The organism is Prevotella sp. P5-108 (genome assembly GCF_002251385.1).
Classification (GTDB): Bacteria; Bacteroidota; Bacteroidia; order Bacteroidales; family Bacteroidaceae; genus Prevotella.
On sequence record NZ_NPJJ01000063.1, the window covers coordinates 21,146 to 40,530 of the forward strand.

Annotated in this window: 13 protein-coding genes; 7 read left to right on the forward strand and 6 right to left on the reverse strand. The window is 50.9% G+C overall.

What is annotated here, in order from left to right; translation table 11 throughout:
* Positions 1 to 10: 10 nt before the first annotated feature.
* The 4 genes from map to CIK95_RS12280 all read right to left on the reverse strand — a co-directional run bounded on the left by map (position 11) and on the right by CIK95_RS12280 (position 4,778).
* A complete protein-coding gene (gene map / locus CIK95_RS12265) occupies positions 11 to 871 on the reverse strand; it encodes a type I methionyl aminopeptidase (protein WP_022311120.1) in 861 nt (286 codons plus the stop codon).
* A 61-nt stretch (positions 872 to 932) separates the two neighbouring features.
* Positions 933 to 3,701: a methionine synthase gene (gene metH / locus CIK95_RS12270; protein WP_094467140.1), complete on the reverse strand. Its 2,769-nt coding sequence runs from the start codon at positions 3,699 to 3,701 to the stop codon at positions 933 to 935.
* A 53-nt stretch (positions 3,702 to 3,754) separates the two neighbouring features.
* Positions 3,755 to 4,234, reverse strand: a complete 480-nt coding sequence (smpB, locus tag CIK95_RS12275; RefSeq protein ID WP_022311122.1) for an SsrA-binding protein SmpB — start codon at positions 4,232 to 4,234, stop codon at positions 3,755 to 3,757.
* A gap of 37 nt (positions 4,235 to 4,271) precedes the next feature.
* A complete protein-coding gene (locus CIK95_RS12280) occupies positions 4,272 to 4,778 on the reverse strand; it encodes a DMP19 family protein (protein ID WP_094386139.1) in 507 nt (168 codons plus the stop codon).
* Between the two features lie 298 nt (positions 4,779 to 5,076).
* Here CIK95_RS12280 and CIK95_RS12285 point away from each other — a divergent pair, with 298 nt between their 5' ends.
* Together CIK95_RS12285 and CIK95_RS12290 are read left to right on the forward strand one after the other, a co-directional pair.
* Positions 5,077 to 5,778 (forward strand): iron-sulfur cluster assembly scaffold protein, encoded by a 702-nt coding sequence (locus CIK95_RS12285; RefSeq protein WP_094386141.1) that lies wholly within the window; start codon positions 5,077 to 5,079, stop codon positions 5,776 to 5,778.
* A gap of 14 nt (positions 5,779 to 5,792) precedes the next feature.
* Complete coding sequence (locus CIK95_RS12290; RefSeq protein ID WP_022311125.1) at positions 5,793 to 6,806, forward strand: GGGtGRT protein; 1,014 nt, start codon at positions 5,793 to 5,795, stop codon at positions 6,804 to 6,806.
* Between the two features lie 686 nt (positions 6,807 to 7,492).
* Here the strand turns inward: CIK95_RS12290 and CIK95_RS12295 are convergent.
* Together CIK95_RS12295 and CIK95_RS12300 are read right to left on the reverse strand one after the other, a co-directional pair.
* The gene (locus CIK95_RS12295; RefSeq protein ID WP_094467167.1) at positions 7,493 to 8,704 is read right to left on the reverse strand and encodes an MFS transporter; all 1,212 of its coding nucleotides are present in this window, start codon (positions 8,702 to 8,704) and stop codon (positions 7,493 to 7,495) included.
* A 119-nt stretch (positions 8,705 to 8,823) separates the two neighbouring features.
* Positions 8,824 to 10,140: a DUF3078 domain-containing protein gene (locus CIK95_RS12300; protein ID WP_094388252.1), complete on the reverse strand. Its 1,317-nt coding sequence runs from the start codon at positions 10,138 to 10,140 to the stop codon at positions 8,824 to 8,826.
* Between the two features lie 211 nt (positions 10,141 to 10,351).
* Between CIK95_RS12300 and CIK95_RS12305 the strand changes: the two genes are divergently transcribed.
* From CIK95_RS12305 to CIK95_RS12325, 5 genes are all read left to right on the forward strand, one after another.
* Complete coding sequence (locus CIK95_RS12305) at positions 10,352 to 11,956, forward strand: CTP synthase (RefSeq protein ID WP_094467141.1); 1,605 nt, start codon at positions 10,352 to 10,354, stop codon at positions 11,954 to 11,956.
* 3 nt (positions 11,957 to 11,959) lie between these two features.
* Complete coding sequence (gene yidC / locus CIK95_RS12310) at positions 11,960 to 13,864, forward strand: membrane protein insertase YidC (RefSeq protein ID WP_022311130.1); 1,905 nt, start codon at positions 11,960 to 11,962, stop codon at positions 13,862 to 13,864.
* Between the two features lie 5 nt (positions 13,865 to 13,869).
* Positions 13,870 to 16,020, forward strand: a complete 2,151-nt coding sequence (locus CIK95_RS12315; RefSeq protein WP_094467168.1) for a S9 family peptidase — start codon at positions 13,870 to 13,872, stop codon at positions 16,018 to 16,020.
* Between the two features lie 20 nt (positions 16,021 to 16,040).
* The gene (locus CIK95_RS12320; RefSeq protein WP_094467142.1) at positions 16,041 to 17,657 is read left to right on the forward strand and encodes an MFS transporter; all 1,617 of its coding nucleotides are present in this window, start codon (positions 16,041 to 16,043) and stop codon (positions 17,655 to 17,657) included.
* A gap of 142 nt (positions 17,658 to 17,799) precedes the next feature.
* On the forward strand, positions 17,800 to 19,257 hold the full coding sequence (locus CIK95_RS12325; protein ID WP_094467143.1) for a DASS family sodium-coupled anion symporter: 1,458 nt from the start codon (positions 17,800 to 17,802) through the stop codon (positions 19,255 to 19,257).
* The last annotated feature ends 128 nt before the right edge of the window (positions 19,258 to 19,385 follow it).

The window sequence follows — 19,385 nt, forward strand, 5'->3', positions numbered from 1 at the left end:
TCATGCAGATTTAATAAGTAAGTATCTCGACGCCATTCTCTGTCATTACGAATGTATGCTCCCATTGTGCAGAGGGCAGTTCGTCACCAGTAATAACCTCCCACTCATAAGGATCATCCGCATCTATAAACACCTCATAGGTTCCCATATTAATCATGGGCTCGATGGTAAACACCATGCCAGGCACAATCAACATACCCTGACCGCGATGGCCATAATGCACCACCTCGGGCTCCTCATGGAATTTCAGGCCCACACCATGTCCACACAAGTCGCGCACCACGCTATAGCCATTTTTCTCGGCATGACGCTGCACTGCATGGCCTATATCCCCGACAAAGCAATAAGGCTTGGCAGCCTCCATACCTGCCTCGAGACACTCACGGGCAACACGCACGAGACGTTCCTTTTCAGGCGTAGTCTTACCGATAACAAACATACGTGAAGCATCGGCATAATAGCCATCCACAATAGTTGTCATATCGACATTGACAATATCCCCCTCTTCCAGGACATCTTCCTCCTTAGGGATACCATGACACACAACCTCATTGATTGAAGTACATACGCTCTTGGGAAAGCCCTCATAGCCCAGACAGGCTGGGATGGCATTGTGGTCCTTGCAATACTGCATACAGATATCGTCAATTTCCTGCGTATTCATACCTGCATGTATCTGGCGGGCCACTTCGTCAAGACAGCCCGTATTGACCACACCGCTACGGCGTATGCCTTCTATCTGTTCGGGAGTCTTAATCAAATCGCGGGTTGGCACCAGCTTTCCTTTCTGCTCCCAATACATTACCTTTTTATCAAGTTCAGTAGGCTCCTGTCCAGACAGACAGTGCCAACGTCTTTTCTTATGAAACATATCCTATGTTATTAAATCACTGCAAAATTACTTCAAAATCAAGAAACTGCCAAAGATAAGGCTATTTTTTATCACTGTGACTGTCGAACAATGACAACTTTTGCCGCCGTGCATCGTCTATAGACAAGAGTCTCTGCTGCTCATCGTGATAACTCTTCCGAAGTTCATCATAGCGATGGTCCAGCTCCGCCTTATACGCCTCACGCTCTTCACGATTAAGCAGACGCGCAGCTGCGAGCGAGTTTTGCGATGCATCCTTCATCCACACCACCGGACCGTCATAGACCGGAGCCACCTTGAGGGCAACATGCATCTCTGAGGTGGTAGCACCGCCTATCATTATAGGTATATCCAGGTGCGCCCGCTCCATCTCGTGGGCCACACAGACCATCTCTTCCAGTGACGGCGTGATAAGTCCCGACAGGCCAATGATGTCTGCCTTGAGTTCGATAGCCTTGCTCACTATCTGGTCGGCAGGCACCATCACACCGAGGTCGATTACTTCGTAATTGTTGCACGCCATCACCACGCCAACAATATTCTTGCCGATATCGTGTACATCTCCCTTGACAGTAGCCAAGATTACCCGCCCTGCCGATGTCTGGTTCTCGTCACGTTCCGCTTCGATATGCGGTTGGAGTATAGACACAGCCTGTTTCATTGTACGTGCCGTCTTCACGACCTGTGGCAGAAACATCTTGCCTTCACCGAACAGCCTGCCTACCTCCGACATTCCATCCATCAGCGGCCCCTCTATTATCTGCACAGCCCGTGGATATTTCTCAAGGGCTTCTGCCAAATCTTCAGCCAGATAATCGCCTATGCCCTTGCGCAGTGCATATTGCAGACGGGCTTCCAGCTGTTCCTTTCGCCAAGCCTCTTGCTGCACATTGGCTGACGGCAAAGCGCCACCGGCCTTGAGCGCATCCTGCTCCTGCTTCAGACGGGCAGCCAGTTCAATGAGGTCTTCCGCAGCTCCCTTACGGCGGCAGAGCACTACATCTTCTATAATACGCAGATGGTCTTCGGGGATATCCTGATAGGTGATACGCGTAGAGGGATTGACAATACCAAAATCCATACCAGCCTGAATGGCATGATAGAGGAAGACGGCATGCATAGCTTCACGGATATAGTTGTTGCCACGGAAGGAGAAACTCAGATTGCTCACTCCGCCACTTACGTGGGCTCCTGGCAGATTTTCCTTTATCCATCGGGTAGCACGGATGAAGTCCAGAGCATATCGGTCGTGCTCTTCCAGCCCCGTAGCTATCGAGAGTATGTTGGGGTCAAAGATGATGTCACACGCATTCATGCCCACCTGCTCCGTCAGAATGTGATAAGCGCGCTGAGCTATCTCGATACGCCGCTCATAGGTAGTAGCCTGGCCCTCTTCGTCGAAGCACATGACTACCACGGCTGCACCGAAGCGCTTGACATCCTTGGCGTGGCTGACAAACACATCCTCTCCTTCCTTCAGCGAGATGGAATTGACCACCGACTTTCCCTGACAACACTTGAGGCCAGCAAGGATGACATTCCATTTCGACGAGTCAATCATCACCGGAACGCGTGCCACGTCGGGTTCCGATGCCAATAGCCGCAGGAAATGGCTCATCTCGGCTTCAGCATCAAGGAGGGCATCATCCATATTGACGTCTACCACCATAGCACCGTCACTTACCTGGTGGCGGGCTATCGTGAGCGCCTCTTCGTAGTTCTTCTCCTTGACAAGTCTGAGAAACTTGCGAGAGCCAGCCACATTGCAGCGTTCGCCGACATTGACAAACATACCCTGCCGAACCTCCAGCGGCTCCAGTCCACTCAGTTGCAGATATTCACTTCTATCGCAGGGGACATAGGGCTGCTTGCCACGAGCAAGTTCCACGTAGCGGGCGATAAAATGGTCATCGGTACCACAGCAGCCACCGACGATATTGAGTATGCCTTCATCTATCAGAGCGCCTATCTTGGGAGCCATAGTGTCGGCAGTCTCGTCGTATAGTCCCATAGAGTTGGGCAAACCGGCATTGGGGTAAGCTGATATATAATAAGGTGACTTGCGGGCGAGCTCCTCCAGATACGGTTTCATTTGAGATGGACCGAACGAGCAGTTCAGTCCGACTGAAAATACCGGATACGAACTGATGCTCGCCAAGAAGGCATCGAGCGTCTGTCCGCTCAGCGTGCGACCAGCCAGGTCGCTCACCGTCACACTCAGCATGATGGGCAGTTCTATGCCACGGCGCTCCATCACGCTCACCGCAGCATCCATGGCCGCCTTGGCATTGAGGGTGTCAAATATTGTCTCTATCAGAAACGCGTCTACCCCACCCTCAGCCAAGGCATCGACTTGCTCCATATAGGCGTCAAGCAGTGTGTCATAGTCAAGGTCACGTGCAGCAGGGTCAGCCACATCCGGCGACATCGAGCACGTGCGGTTGGTGGGACCTATCGAGCCCAGTACAAACCGAGGGTGCTCTGCCGTTGCATAGCGGTCAGCCATCTCACGGGCAAGCCGGGCACCGGCCAACGCCATCTCCCCCGACAGATGCTCCAAGTGGTAATCGGCCTGGGATATACGCTGCGAAGAGAAAGTATTGGTTTCTATCATGTCTGCACCAGCCTCAAGATAGCGCCGGTGAATATCCTGCACGATATCGGGACGGGTAAGACACAGCATATCATTGTTGCCTGCATACAGTACATCATCGCGCAAGTCCAACCTTCCGCGGAAGTCGCCTTCCGAGAGACCGTAGCCTTGTATCATCGTGCCGATGGCACCATCGAGTATCAGTATGCGTTGCTTGACAAGTTGGCTTATATCCATAAACAATCTGACAGGAATACGCCTCGGCCTACTCCTGTCTCAAATAAAATCAATTAGAAATGTTTTCTTACACGATCCATCTCCCGACGGTCTTCCTTTTCCTTGAGAGTCTGGCGTTTGTCAAACTCTTTCTTACCTCGGGCAAGGGCGATATCCATCTTGGCTCTACCGTGCTCGTCGATGAAAATCAAAATAGGGACGATGGTAAAACCCACATCCTTGGCAGCGGCCTCGAGATGACGTATCTCGCGCTTCTTGAGCAGAAGTTTGCGGTCACCCTTAGCCTCGTGATTGGAAAAAGAGCCATAGAAATAAGGGCTGATGTTCATACCCTTGACCCATATTTCCCCACGGTCTATCACACAGTAGCTATCGACAAGCGAAGCCTTGCCGGCACGTATAGACTTAATCTCCGTACCGGTGAGTACCATGCCTGCCGTATAGGTATCAACGAAGAAATACTCAAACGAGGCTTTCTTGTTGCGTATCTGCACAGGGCTCTTCTTGCGTATATCCTGTTCTTGTTTGTTCATTTTTTCATTCTCCTTTCTTACTCGTTACCGCCATCTGTCAAGCCTCTATCTCGCAGAAACGGTCCAGATGCTCATCCACATAGTGGGCTATGGCAGAAGTGAATCCCTCTTCGCCCTCAACAAACTTGTCATCAAGGTCGTCAAACTCGGGGAAGCGCTCAAACATGGCCATAAACTCGTCGTCGTCACACTCACGCTCTATCTCTTCATGATACTTGGAATAGAGTTTGTGCGCACGGCGTATAAGACTGCACAGTTCAGGCAACCCCCAACCACGCACAGCCTTGTCAAACGGATTGTGGAAGATAAAGTGTCCCCAACCGTTGTGGATAAGCTGGACAAAGCCACCATCCATCATTTCTTCGCGCATGGCAATATATGCCAGCAGCGTAATCTGGTCGGCATTGAGCATCCCCATTGTCTCGGCTGTAAGTTCTCCACCGATAGCCTCATAGGTGGCATCCACTATTACCTGCACAAACTCATCCATGCCTTCGCCGGCAGCTTTGGCCAGAGCGGCGTCTTTGACTTTTACTATCATAATGATGCAAAATTAGACAAAAAAAACGGAAAAAGAATATGTAAGGTACAAGAAAATAGTGTTTGCCCTTGAGATTTGACTTGCGGCGGTCATGTTTGCCAACTCAGAATGACAAAACGGCAGCATTTGCCATTGAGGTATCTAAAAAATCATGAGGCAGAACAAAAAACCCTCATCATTATTAGGTAGTTTGTTTAGTTTTTTATAACTTTGCGCTTGAAAAAGGGGATGCCCGTGACCAACGTATCGCCCTTGACAAGCGTGAATAAGTAACAGTACTTTATATTTATTTTTGAACAACATGATTTATTCAAAGGAAGTTGACAACATGTGCGTTGTCGCCAAAGGCCCGAACCACGGACCAGCTCCAATCCCCGAAGAGGGAAAATGGATTCAAGCCAAAGAGATTAAGGATATCTCAGGTTACACTCACGGTGTGGGATGGTGTGCTCCTCAGCAGGGTGCTTGCAAGCTGTCTCTGAACATCAAGGAAGGCGTTATCCAGGAATGTCTCGTTGAGACCATCGGCTGTACTGGTATGACCCACTCAGCTGCTATGGCTTCTGAGATTCTGCCTGGCAAGACCATCCTCGAGGCTCTGAACACTGACCTCGTTTGTGATGCCATCAACACAGCTATGCGTGAGCTCTTCCTCCAGATTGTCTATGGCCGCAGCCAGAGCGCCTTCTCTGAGGGTGGTCTCGTTATCGGTGCCGGTCTCGAGGACCTGGGCAAGGGTCTGCGCTCACAGACTGGTACTCTCTATGGTACCGTTGCCAAGGGTACTCGCTATCTCGAGCTCACCGAGGGTTACATCACCAAGATGTTCCTTGACAAGGACAGCCAGGTATGCGGTTACGAATATGTACACCTCGGCAAGATGATGGAAGCCATCAAGGACGGTATGGACGCCAACGAGGCTGTGAAGAAGTTCACTGGCCGCTACGGTCGTACAACTGCTGAGCAGGGTGTTGTTAAATCAATTGATCCACGTAAAGAATAAGGAGATACACAACTATGATTAGAAAAGTAAGTTATGAAAGCCAGGAGCGCCGCGAGAAGCAGGTGCTGGCTGCTCTGAATGCAAATGGTATCAGTAGCGTAGAAGAGGCTAATCAGATCTGCGAAGAGGCTGGTGTTGATCCTTATCTGATGTGCGAAGAGACTCAGCGTATCTGCTTCGAGAATGCTAAGTGGGCATACGTTTGTGGTGCCGCTATCGCCATCAAGAAGGGTGTTAAGACAGCTGCTGATGCAGCCGAGGCCATCGGTATCGGTCTGCAGAGCTTCTGCATTCCCGGTTCTGTAGCTGATGACCGCAAGGTAGGTCTCGGCCATGGCAACCTCGCCGCCCGTCTGCTCCGTGAGGAGACACAGTGCTTCGCTTTCTTGGCTGGCCACGAGTCTTTCGCTGCTGCCGAGGGTGCTATCAAGATTGCCGAGATGGCCAACAAGGTTCGCAAGAATCCTCTCCGCGTCATCCTCAACGGTCTTGGCAAGGACGCTGCCCAGATTATCAGCCGTATCAACGGTTTCACATACGTACAGACCAAGTTTGACTACTACAGTGGCAAGCTCGAGGTTGTAAAGCGCATTCCTTACAGCGACGGTCCTCGTGCCAAGGTTAACTGCTATGGTGCTGACGATGTACGCGAGGGTGTTGCTATCAACTGGAGCGAGGATGTAGACGTTTCAATCACTGGTAACTCTACCAACCCCACACGCTTCCAGCACCCCGTAGCCGGAACTTACAAGAAGGAGCGCGTGCTCGCTGGCAAGCCTTACTTCTCTGTAGCTTCAGGTGGTGGTACCGGCCGTACACTGCACCCAGACAACATGGCTGCAGGTCCCGCTTCTTACGGTATGACTGATACTCTCGGCCGTATGCACTCTGACGCTCAGTTCGCAGGTTCTTCTTCAGTTCCTGCCCACGTAGAGATGATGGGCTTCTTGGGTATTGGTAACAACCCAATGGTAGGTGCAACAGTGGCTATCGCTGTAGCTATCGACCTGGCTCTCAACAAGAAGTAAATCACGAGCTATACATTTTTCAAACATAAGTTTATCCCTGTGACTTCTATGTCACAGGGATTTTTTTGTACCCTTGTCATCACAAGCATTACTATTGGAACACATATTCGCCTCGAGGATGTACGCAAAGTGGGGTTGGTAACAGTCGGACTCAATGATGAAGAATGTATATGTGCAAACACATCATTTGGCGCTACTGACGATGCCGTAGCCTTGATACCGTAAAGGGTACGAAATCTACTGATAGCGCTGGAGATGGCGTTAGGGATGAAGGCGGAGCGGGAAATGCGGAATTAAAAGTTTGAGTTATACGTTGCTGAGTTTGATTTGACAAATTCGCAGTTTGAAATCAACTTTGGGCTAAACACCTTTAGGTTGTCGGGGAAGAACTGCAAAATGTTGCGGAAGAACAACCTATTATCGGGGAAGAACATTTGACTATCGGGGAAGAGCAGCAGACTGTCCTGGAAGTGGAGATGACTGGTTTGGAAGGGCAACAGACTGACGGGGACGAGCAGTTGACTGACGGGGACGAGCAGCTGACTGATAGGGACGAGCAGCTGACTGATTTGGAAGTGCAGTAGATTGTCGGGAAAGTCCAGCTGACTACCAGGGAACACGGGCAAGGCAATGGTGTCTGGCGGCTACACTAAGGATTGCTGCCGTCTGATAAAGATATGGACGAATTACTTCTTCTGCGTATTCGGCAGGAAGCCGGCAATGACTCCTAACAAGGGAAGGAACGCGCTGACCTGGAAGATAAACTCGATGCTGGTCCTGTCGGCAAGCCAACCGAAGAACGCGGAGCCGAGACCGCCCAAACCGAACATAAGTCCGAAGAAGATGCCGGCTATAAGTCCCACCTTATCGGGCATAAGGTCTGTGGCATAGACCACAATCGACGAGAAAGCCGACGCGATGATGAGGCCAGAGAGAAATGTGCAGACGATGGTCCAAGGCAGACTGGCATAAGGCATGGCTATCGCGAAAGGAGCAGCTCCGAGGATGGAGAACCATATCACATACTTGCGGCCATACCTATCGCCAAAGACGCCACCTGCCAAGGTGCCGATGGCAAAGGCCAACAGGAATACAAACAAGCATATCTGCGACGCCTGTACACTGATACCAAACTTGTCGATAAGAAAAAAGGTGAAATAGCTCGTGATACACGACGTATAGAAATACTTGGAGAATACAAGCAGAATGAGTATCGCCAGGGCACGGTACTTGGCTCCACGGGAGATGTGGTCGTTCAATGCCGGAGTGGGCAGATGATGGTGCTGGGCATAGACCAGGCGCGCCTTATACCAAGCTCCCAAACGCATCATAATCAATGCGGCGAGCAGTGCTGCAAGGGCGAACCAGGATATGGCATACTGGCCGAAAGGCAAGATGATGACAGCAGCCAGCAAGGGGCCGAGGGCGGAACCTCCGTTGCCTCCGACCTGGAATATAGACTGTGCCAGGCTTTTCTTTCCTCCCGATGCCAACTGCGCTACGCGTGATGCCGTGGGGTGAAAGATTGAAGAACCAAAGCCGACCACACTCACAGCCAAAAGAATGAGCAGATAATTCTCGGCAAAAGCCAACAGCAGAAGTCCTATCAACGTAAAGCACATGCCCACGGACAAGGCATAGGGGCGTGGATGCCTGTCGGCATAGAGTCCGGTGAATGGTTGCAGGATGGAAGACGTCATCTGAAAGACCAGAGTGATAATGCCTATCTGCGCAAACGAGAACTCAAACTTGTCCTTGATGATGGGATAGATAGACGGGATAATCGACTGAATCATATCGTTGAGGAAATGTGATATGCCACAAATCACCAACATGGAATAGACCGTACTCTCGGTCATGGTGGGATGTCCCTTGATTATGCTGCCTATAGATTTCATCATCATTAGTCTTAATACCTATTATATATAGTAACCGCCTGCCAATATGGCAGGCGAACATTGCACGCGGGCTCACCGCAACAGTAGCAGAGGGGCTGAGCACGCCGAAGAAAGCATCATCAGAAGGAATAGGCGAAGCCCAAAGAGGCGTACTCCTTCAACTGATAATAGCCATGACGGTCACTGCGCTTGGTTCCGTCGTCAAAACGGGGATAAACGAATATGTTGCTGGATATATACTTATTGAACTGGAAGGTAAACGTATTCTCCCACTCAAGCTCGGCACGCTCGTAGGTAGTATAACCATAGAGACGGGTCTTCCAACGTATGTTGTCGGCAAACTTCCACAACAAATCGACCGTAAACTGCGAACCAAAGTTGTGCAGCTGGTGCTTGCCTTCGTCCAAACCGTAACGAGAGGCGAGCTCAAGACGGTTGACGTAACGGAAATTGTAAGCCAGCGGAGCCAAGTGGATGGAACCGGTAAGCCTATCCTTCAAGCACTTGACGTTGTAGTCCATACCGACAGAGAGGTTGACATTCAACGGGCCCAAGAAGTCGGTGGTAACGACATTGGAGTTACTGTTCCACTGTCTGACGAACTGGGTAGCGGCTATCATCTGGATGGTATAATACCAGCTTCTGGATGCCTGCAATCCCAACTTGCTCGTCAGACGCAGCAAGTTCTCGCTTACTCGCATGGTGTGCAACGTATCCTGTCTGGAGGTCTGGAATCCCAACTTCATCTCAAGTTTGTTGTCCCATCTCACCTTCTGCTTGTTGTTGTAATTGGCATTGAGGGTTATCGAACCTACCATCGAGTAGTTGCTTTCACCACCTTTGTACCAGTTGGAAGAAATGTAATTCTGCAGGAACTGGAGATAATAGTCGCCGGAGTATGTCCAGAAGTTGGGTTTCAGCACCACAATATCCAAGGGAGCCACAACTGTCTCCTGGGGCTTGGGGGCTACCTTCTCAACGATTTCAGGAGCATGGTCGACATGTATTGCCTCGGCCTTACGTATGTCTCCAGCACGCTCCAACTGGCTCTGCGTAGAGCGCACGAGGTCGGGACGCCCGAGATAGAGCGCCAGCAGACTCTCGTCGATAAGGTTGGCATCGCGGTCGATATCAAAGAAGTTGTGGGACACGCCTTTATAAAACGTGGTCGGCATAAAGAGCAACTTGTACTCGATCCCCAGTTTGGGCAGTGCCGGCACAGTCATGGTTGGCACAAACTCTTCGAGATGGGCAGAGTCCTGGTGGACGCGGAAATGCAACAGCGAATCCATATAGAGAGTCACCATATCCGGCTGGGCTTGTGCGGCATGTCGGCGCGATGACGACAGCGATTGCGAATGTCGTGACTGGGCCGACACGGACGTAACATCACACAGCAAACCTAAAAGGATAATGGCAATAAACTTAATTCTCATAATTGTATAGTGGCTATTTGTGCTTGCAAAGTTACTGCATGCTGTGAAAAATACAAAATAAATCTCAATGAATTTTTGTTTTAGAAGTCCGCGAAAGCAAAAGTCGTGAACAAAAGGGAAAAAGCGTGGAACAAAATAACACCTTTTCTTTGCAGAGTTCACCAAATTATTGTAATTTTGCAACTTGAACAAATATTAAATTATCACAATCGTGGCAGACACAAAGTATATTTTTGTAACAGGCGGTGTGGTTTCTTCATTAGGCAAAGGAATCATCTCATCGTCTATCGGCAAATTGTTGCAGGCCAGAGGCTACAACATCACCATCCAGAAGTTTGACCCCTACATCAACATTGACCCGGGTACACTGAATCCTTATGAGCACGGAGAGTGCTATGTGACGGCCGACGGTATGGAGACCGACCTCGACTTGGGACACTATGAGCGCTTCACTGGCATCCAGACCACGAAAGCCAACTCAATGACCACAGGACGTATATATAAAAGTGTAATAGACAAAGAGCGTCGTGGCGACTATCTGGGCAAGACTATCCAGGTGGTGCCTCACATCACCGACGAAATCAAGCGAAACATCAAGATGCTTGGCCTGCGCTACCACTATGACTTTGTCATCACTGAGATAGGTGGTACAATCGGCGACATCGAAAGCGCGCCCTTCATGGAGGCTATCCGCCAGATGAAATGGGAATTGGGCAAGAAGGCTGTCAATGTGCATCTCACCTACGTGCCCTACCTCAAGGCTGCGGGCGAACTTAAGACCAAGCCCACACAGCATAGCGTGAAGGAACTGCAAAGCGTGGGAATCCAGCCTGACGTGCTCGTCCTCCGCACCGAAAAGTATCTCGACGAGGGTTTAAGAAAGAAGGTTGCCGCTTTCTGTAACGTCGACTTCGACTGTGTCATCCAGAGCGAAGACCTCTCAAGCATCTACGAGGCTCCTGTATATATGCAGGACCAAGGTCTGGACACCGCCATCCTGCGCAAGGTGGAAGAGCCCATTGGCGAGAAGCCTTCACTGGGTCCCTGGCGTCAGTTCCTCGAGCGTCGCGCCAAAGCTACCGAGACTGTCAACATCGGTCTGGTGGGCAAGTATGACCTGCAGGACGCCTACAAGAGTATTCGCGAGAGTCTCTCACAGGCTGGCACCTATAACGACTACAAGGTAAACATCAACTACATCAACTCCGAAAAGATTACGGAAGACAACGTGGCCGACCTGCTGAAAGGCCAGGACGGTATCATGATTTGTCCCGGCTTCGGCCAGCGTGGCATTGAGGGCAAGCTGATTGCCGCTCACTATACCCGCACCCATGACATCCCCACCTTTGGTATCTGTCTGGGTATGCAGATGATGGTTATCGAGTTTGCCCGCAACGTGCTGGGCTATGCCGACGCCAACAGCCGCGAGATGGACGAGAAGACGACTCACAACGTGATAGACATCATGGAAGAGCAGAAGAACATCACCAATATGGGAGGTACCATGCGTCTGGGTCAATATGAGTGTATACTTAAACAAGGTTCGCGTACATTTGATATATATAAGAAGGAGAATATCCGCGAGCGCCACCGTCACCGCTATGAGTTCAACAACCAGTATCTTACCGAATATGAACGCGCTGGCATGATGTGTGTAGGACGCAATCCCGAAAGCGACCTTGTAGAGGTGGTAGAGATACCTGGACTGAAGTGGTACATTGGTACCCAGTATCACCCAGAGTATCAAAGCACAGTGCTGAAGCCACATCCACTCTTCGTAGATTTCGTTAAACACGCAATAAAGAACAAGAAATAAGACATGGACAAAAATACAATTACCGGCATTGTGCTCATAGCGCTGCTGTTTATCGGGTTTACCTGGTGGAGCCAGCCCTCTGAAGAAGAGATTAAGGCTCAGCAGGAACAGCTCGCCCAACAGGAAGCCGCCAAGGACAAGGCTGCCAAAGCCGAGAAAGATGCCGTAAAAGCTCAACGCGAACGCGCGTTGCAGCAGACCCTCGAAGACAGTACTGCACTATTTCATAACGCCCTCAAAGGTACTGCGCAGAACGTGGTACTTAAGAACAAGCATGTAGAACTGACCTTCAACACCAAGGGCGCAACGGTAGAAAAAGCCGTGATTAAGGGTTACAAGGACAACATCAAGGAGAAGAACGACGTTGTGCTGTTTGACAAGAACGAACAGTCACTCAATTATACCTTGGTGGCCAAGGAGACCAATATCTCTACCCAGGACCTGTATTTCAACGTATCGGCGCTCACCGACTCTACCGTCGTGTTCACCGCCGAAGCTGCAGCCGGCAAGAACATCGTGCTGAGCTATCTGCTCGGCAAGGACTATATGCTCCACATGCGTCTTAGCGTAGAGGGCATGGCCGGACTCTTCGCCCCCAATACCTCCACAATGGATATCAACTGGCAGGAGAAATGCCGTCAGCAGGAGAAGGGCTTCAACTTTGAAAACAGATACGCTACCCTGACCTACCACGAAAGCGAAGGTGGCACCGATTATCTGAGCGAGACATCAGAAAAAATCGACAAGCCCATTGAAGAACGTATAGACTGGGTTGCCTTCAAGAACCAGTTCTTCTCGGCTGTGATGATTGCCAAAAACGATTTCCAGCCCAACGCTCTTATGACTTCCATCCCTTATGACAAAAAGTCTGGCGATGGCTATCTGAAGAGCTATCAGGCCAAGATGAAGTCGTTCTTTGACCCAACAGGCAAGCAGCCATCAGAGTTTGAGTTCTATTATGGCCCGAATGACTTCCGTCTCTTGCAGAATGTAGAGGAGCAAAGCACCTTCGGCAAGGACCTCGAGCTCCAGCGTCTGGTTTACCTTGGCTGGCCTCTCTTCCGCATCATCAACCGCTGGTTCACCATTTATGTTTTCGACTGGCTGTCCAAGCTCTTCCCCATGGGAGTGGTACTCATTCTCATCACACTGTTACTGAAGGTAATCACCTTCCCAATGGTAAAAAAGAGCTACATGAGCAGCGCCAAGATGCGTGTACTCAAACCGAAACTCGAAGCTGCCACCGCCAAATTTGACAAGCCCGAAGACCAGATGCAGAAGCAGCAAGCTATGATGGCAGAGTATGCCAAATATGGCGTAAGTCCATTGTCGGGCTGTCTGCCTATGCTCATACAGATGCCAATCTGGATTGCCATGTTCAACTTCGTGCCCAACGCCATTCAGCTGCGTGGTCAGAGTTTCCTGTGGATGAGTGACCTTTCAACCTATGACCCCATCTTCGAATGGGGCACCAATCTGCCCATCATAGGTGACCACCTCTCGCTCACCTGTATACTTTTCTGCGTAGCCAACCTGCTCTACTCGTGGATGACTATGCGTCAGCAGCGCGACCAGATGGTAGGCCAGCAAGCCGAACAGATGAAGGTGATGCAGTGGATGATGTTCCTCATGCCTGTCATGTTCTTCTTCATCTTCAACGACTACTCGTCGGGTCTTAACTTCTACTATTTTGTCAGCCTCTTCTTCTCGGCTGCCATCATGTGGACCCTCCGCAAGACCACCAATGATGAGAAACTGCTTGCTATCCTTGAAGCACGCTACAAGGAGAACCAGAACAACCCTCAGAAGATGAAAGGTCTGGCTGCACGCCTGCAGGCTATGCAGGAACAGCAGGCCGAGCTGCAGAAACAGAGAGAAGAGCTGGCTCGTAAAAGAAAAAAGTATTAACTATGATGATAGCCAAAACTATAGCATTAGTTGCCGCCCTATGGATGGGCGGCAATTTTGCAAACGCACAGACCATGATTGGTAAAAGTGACATCAAACTCAGTTCAGACCTCATGACTCCCGAAGCCTTATGGGCTATGGGACGCATAGGTGGAGCTCAGGTTTCGCCCAATGGCAAGCAAGTGGTATACCAGGTAGGTTACTACAGCGTAGAAAAGAACAAAGGGCAGCAGACCTTGCATGTAATGAACGTGGACGGCACTGCCAAGCGTATGCTCACCACTGGCGCCAAGAGCGAGAGCGACGCCGCCTGGATAGAAGGCGGAAGCAAGATTGCCTACCTTTCTGGTGGCCAGCTGTGGAAAATGAATCCTGATGGCACAGACCGCAAGCAACTCACTCACTCGGCTTTGGATATCGAGGGATTCAGTTTCTCGCCCGACGGAAACAAGGTAATTCTTATCAAGTCAATTCCCTATAATGACATCATCAAGAAGAATCCTTCTGACTTGCCCAAGGCTACCGGCCGTGTCATCACAGACCTGAACTACCGTCATTGGGACCATTACGTTGAGACCATCGCCCATCCCTTCATGGCTGCTGTCAACGACAATGCCATCACCGACGGTATCGACATTATGGAGGGTGAACCCTACGAGTGTCCCTCTGCTCCTTTCGGTGGTATTGAGCAACTTGCATGGAGCCCCGACTCAAAGCAGATTGCTTACTCTTCCCGTAAGCGTACTGGCTTGCATTACGCCATTTCTACCGACGCCGATATCTACCTGTATGATATCGACAGCCACACCACCCGCAATCTCTGCAAGCCTGCCGACTATAAAGAACCAGCCATTAATCCAACCAAATCGATGAAGGACCAGCCCGTCAATCATCAGGATGGTGATATGAACGTAGGCTATGACACTGCACCTTGTTTCTCACCCGACGGCAAGTATGTTGCTTGGCTCAGCATGGCACACAATGGCTATGAGAGCGACCGCAACCGTCTACTGGTGTATGATTTGGCCACTGGCAAGAAAGAATACGTCAGCGAGAAGCTCGACACCAATGTCGATGCATTCTGCTGGAACTCTGACAACAAGAGTATCTACTTCATTTCCGTATGGCATGGATGTGCCAACATCTACCAGACTAATCTTCGCGGAGAAGTCCATCAGGTTACCGAAGGCCAATACGACTACGGCAGCCTCCAGATGATAGGTAACACCAAGAAGTTGCTTGTTACCCGTCATTCGATGAGCCACCCCGATGACATTTTTGTCATCAACCCCAAGAAGAAGACTGAAATCACACAGATTACAGATGAAAACAAGCATATTTTTGACCAATTTGCAGTCGGAAAGGTTGAACCTCGATGGGTGAAAACCACTGACAACAAAGATATGCTGGTATGGATAATCCTTCCTCCCCACTTCGACCCCAACAAGAAATATCCTACCCTCCTCTTCTGTGAAGGCGGTCCCCAAAGTCCCGTATCACAGTTCTGGAGTTACCGATGGAATATGCAGATTATGGCAGCCAACGGCTATGTCGTCGTAGCCCCCAACCGCCGCGGTCTGCCAGGCTTCGGCAGCAAGTGGAACGAAGATATCAGCGGCGACTGGACCGGCCAGTGCATGAAAGATTACCTCAGCGCCATCGACGATGCCGCCAACAATCTCCCCTATGTTGACAAAGACCGTCTGGGGGCCGTGGGCGCCAGCTTCGGTGGCTTCTCTGTCTATTACCTTGCCGGCCATCATGACAAACGTTTCAAGTGCTTCATCGCTCATGACGGAGCCTTCAACCTTGAGTCCATGTACACCGATACGGAGGAAGCCTGGTTCTCCAACTGGGAATACGACGACGCCTACTGGAACAAGGACCAGACCGAGCGTGCACGCCGCACTTATGCCAACAGTCCCCACAAGGCTGTCGATAATTGGGACACCCCCATCCTCTGCATCCATGGCGAGAAAGACTATCGCATCAATGCCAATCAGGGCTTCGGTGCCTTCAATGCAGCCCGCCTCAAAGGTATCCCTGCCGAACTGCTCCTTTTCCCTGATGAAAACCACTGGGTTCTTAAACCACAGAACGGTGTACTGTGGCAGCGCACCTTTTTCTCATGGCTTGACCGCTGGTTAAAGAAATAAACAATAAAAAGATATAAGCAATGACAACAACACAAAAAACACTGCGCGACTCGGCCGCCATCCGCTGGATGGCCCTGTTGCTCTTGGCTTTGGCCATGTTCTGTGCCTACATCTTTATGGACATCCTTTCGCCCATTAAAGACCTGATGCAGACACAGCGAGGCTGGGACTCTGACGCCTTCGGTACCATGCAGGGCTCGGAGACTTTCCTCAACGTATTTGTCTTCTTCCTGATTTTTGCAGGCATCATCCTCGACAAGATGGGCGTTCGCTTTACAGCCCTCCTCTCTGGAGGCGTGATGCTTTTGGGAGCCATCATCAAGTGGTATGCCATCAGCGACAGCTTTATCGGCAGCGACCTTGAGACCTGGTTTACCAATAACCTCAACCACATCCCCGTCTTCGAGCAGTTGAACGTATCGCCGTTCTATGAGGGTATGCCCGCATCTGCCAAGTTGGCAGCCTGTGGATTTATGCTCTTCGGCTGCGGAGCCGAGATGGGCGGCATCACCGTATCGCGTGGTATCGTCAAGTGGTTCAAGGGCCGCGAGATGGCATTGGCCATGGGCTCTGAGATGGCATTGGCCCGCCTGGGCGTAGCCACCTGCATGATATTCTCGCCCTTCTTCGCCAAGCTCGGCGGAGTCGTTAGCGTATCACGCTCTGTGGCTTTCGGCGTTGTGCTGCTTTGCATCGCCATGATTATGCTCGTTGTCTATTTCTTTATGGACAAGAAACTCGACGCGCAGACCGGCGAAGCCGAAGAGAAAGACGACCCTTTCAAAATCAGCGACTTGGGACAGATACTCACCAGCAGTGGTTTCTGGCTCGTATCATTGCTCTGCGTACTCTACTATTCAGCTATCTTCCCCTTCCAGAAGTACGCTGTAAACATGCTGCAGTGCAACCTCTCATTTACTGAGGTTCCCGCCGACTCCTTCTGGGCATCCTCGTCTGTTACCATCATCCAGTATGTCATCATGCTTGTGGTGGCTGTTACAGCGTTTATGTTCAACTTCCTCAAGAACAAGAGCTTCAAGTACGGAGTGCTCTGCCTGTCCATCGTATCCCTTGTCACCTACTGCTACATGGGCTACATGCGTCAGTCTGCCGAGTCTATCTTTGCCGTGTTCCCACTGCTTGCCGTGGGCATTACCCCCATCCTGGGCAACTATGTAGACCATAAGGGTAAGGCTGCCTCTATGCTCGTTCTGGGTTCACTGCTGCTTATCGCCTGCCACCTTACCTTCGCCTTCATTCTGCCCGAGTTCAAGGGCAATCAGGTAGGCGGAGTCATTGTGGCCTACGTGACCATCCTCGTTCTCGGCGCATCGTTCTCTCTTGCCCCCGCCTCTCTGTGGCCAAGCGTGCCCAAGCTGGTAGACGCCAAAATCATCGGCTCTGCCTACGCCCTCATCTTCTGGATACAGAATATCGGCCTGTGGCTGTTCCCCCTGCTCATCGGCAAGGTCCTCACCATGACCAACAAGGGAGTTACCAATGCTACCGAGCTCAACTACACCGCCCCATTGGTGATGCTGGCTGGCTTGGGTGTTGCCGCGCTCATCATCGGCCTTGTCCTCAAGGTTGTTGACAAGAAGAAGGGACTGCACCTTGAAGAGCCCAACATCAAGTAAACCTCCATATCATCCATGTGCGTCACCGGCCCTGCGCCGATGCCGCACATGGATATATATACCAGAAATACACCTACCCAATTGAACCTGACATTCGTAAACATCATAATAACTAATAATAACAACTAAAAACTTAAAGATTATGTCTGAAGAAAATGTTCTTTCAAACAAGATTGAGATGAAAAAGGTATGGCAGCTGCTCGGCATCATTGCCGTTACCGCCCTCATCTGGAACCTCCCAATCACCTGCTTTGGCATTGAGGGCCTTACCGTTATCCAGCAGCGCGTTATAGCCATCTTTGTCTTCGCTACTCTTTCATGGCTGTTCGAGGCCATTCCCTCTTGGGCAACCTCACTGGCCATCATATCAGTAATGTGTCTCACTCTGTCTGACAACTCCATCGCCTGCTTCAAGGGCGAGGGCGAAGCCTTTGGCGAGCTTCTCAAGTCCAAGGACATCATGGCCACCTTCGCCAACCCCGTCATCATGCTCTTCCTCGGCGGTTTCATCCTTGCCATCGCAGCCACCAAGTCGGGTCTTGACGTGCTGCTTGCCAAGAACCTTATCCGTCCCTTCGGCAACAAGAGCGAGAACGTGCTGTTGGGCTTCCTACTCATCACAGGCGTCTTCTCGATGTTCGTGTCCAATACAGCTACCGCCGCCATGATGCTCACCTTCCTTACCCCTGTCTTCGCCGCCCTTCCCGCCAACGGAAAGGGACGCATCGCGCTGACGATGAGCATCCCAATCGCCGCCAATATCGGTGGTATGGCCACTCCTATCGGTACACCTCCCAATGCCATCGCCCTGCAGGCCCTCAATGAGCAGCTGCATCTTAACATCAGCTTCGGACAGTGGATGTCATTCATGTTCCCGCTGGTCATCATCATCCTGTTCATCAGCTGGCGCCTTATCCTCAAGTTCTTCCCCTTCACTCAGAAGACCATCGAACTCAAGATTGAGGGTCATGTTTCTCACGGCTGGCGTATGTGGGTGGTATGCATCACCTTCATCGTCACCATCCTCATGTGGCTGCTCGACCGTGTCACTGGTGTCGACGCCAACACTGTAGCCATCATTCCTATGGGTGTATTCGCACTTACAGGAGTCATCAATGGCAAAGACTTGCAGAAGATTGACTGGAGCGTTATCTGGATGGTTGCCGGTGGTTTCGCCCTCGGACTGGGCATGAACGGCACCGGACTTGCCGACCGCGCTATCGAGAGTATACCTTTCGGCGAGTTCTCTCCCATCGCCATATTGCTCATCTCTGGACTTATCTGCTACTTCCTCAGCAACTTTATCAGCAACACTGCCACCGCAGCTCTTCTGGTTCCAATCCTTGCTGTCGTTTGTACAGGTATGGGCGACAAGCTGGGCACCATTGGCGGCACCTCTACCATCATCATCGGTATTGCCCTTGCTGCATCCAGCGCCATGTGTCTCCCCATCTCTACTCCTCCTAACGCTATCGCCTTCTCTACCGGACTGGTCAAGCAGAACGATATGCTCAAGACGGGTATCACCATGGGCATCATCAGCATGGTTCTCGGCTACACCGTGCTCTACTTCATCGGTAAGGCCGGACTCATCGGATAAATATTATCTACAAAAACTATCAACGGGAAGGGGCTACTCTTCCCGTTTTTTGTTGCCGCGACCCAGCACAATCGCACCAGACATCCGCTCGCACGAAGAGAGTCCATCTCCATTTCTGCACTGACCAT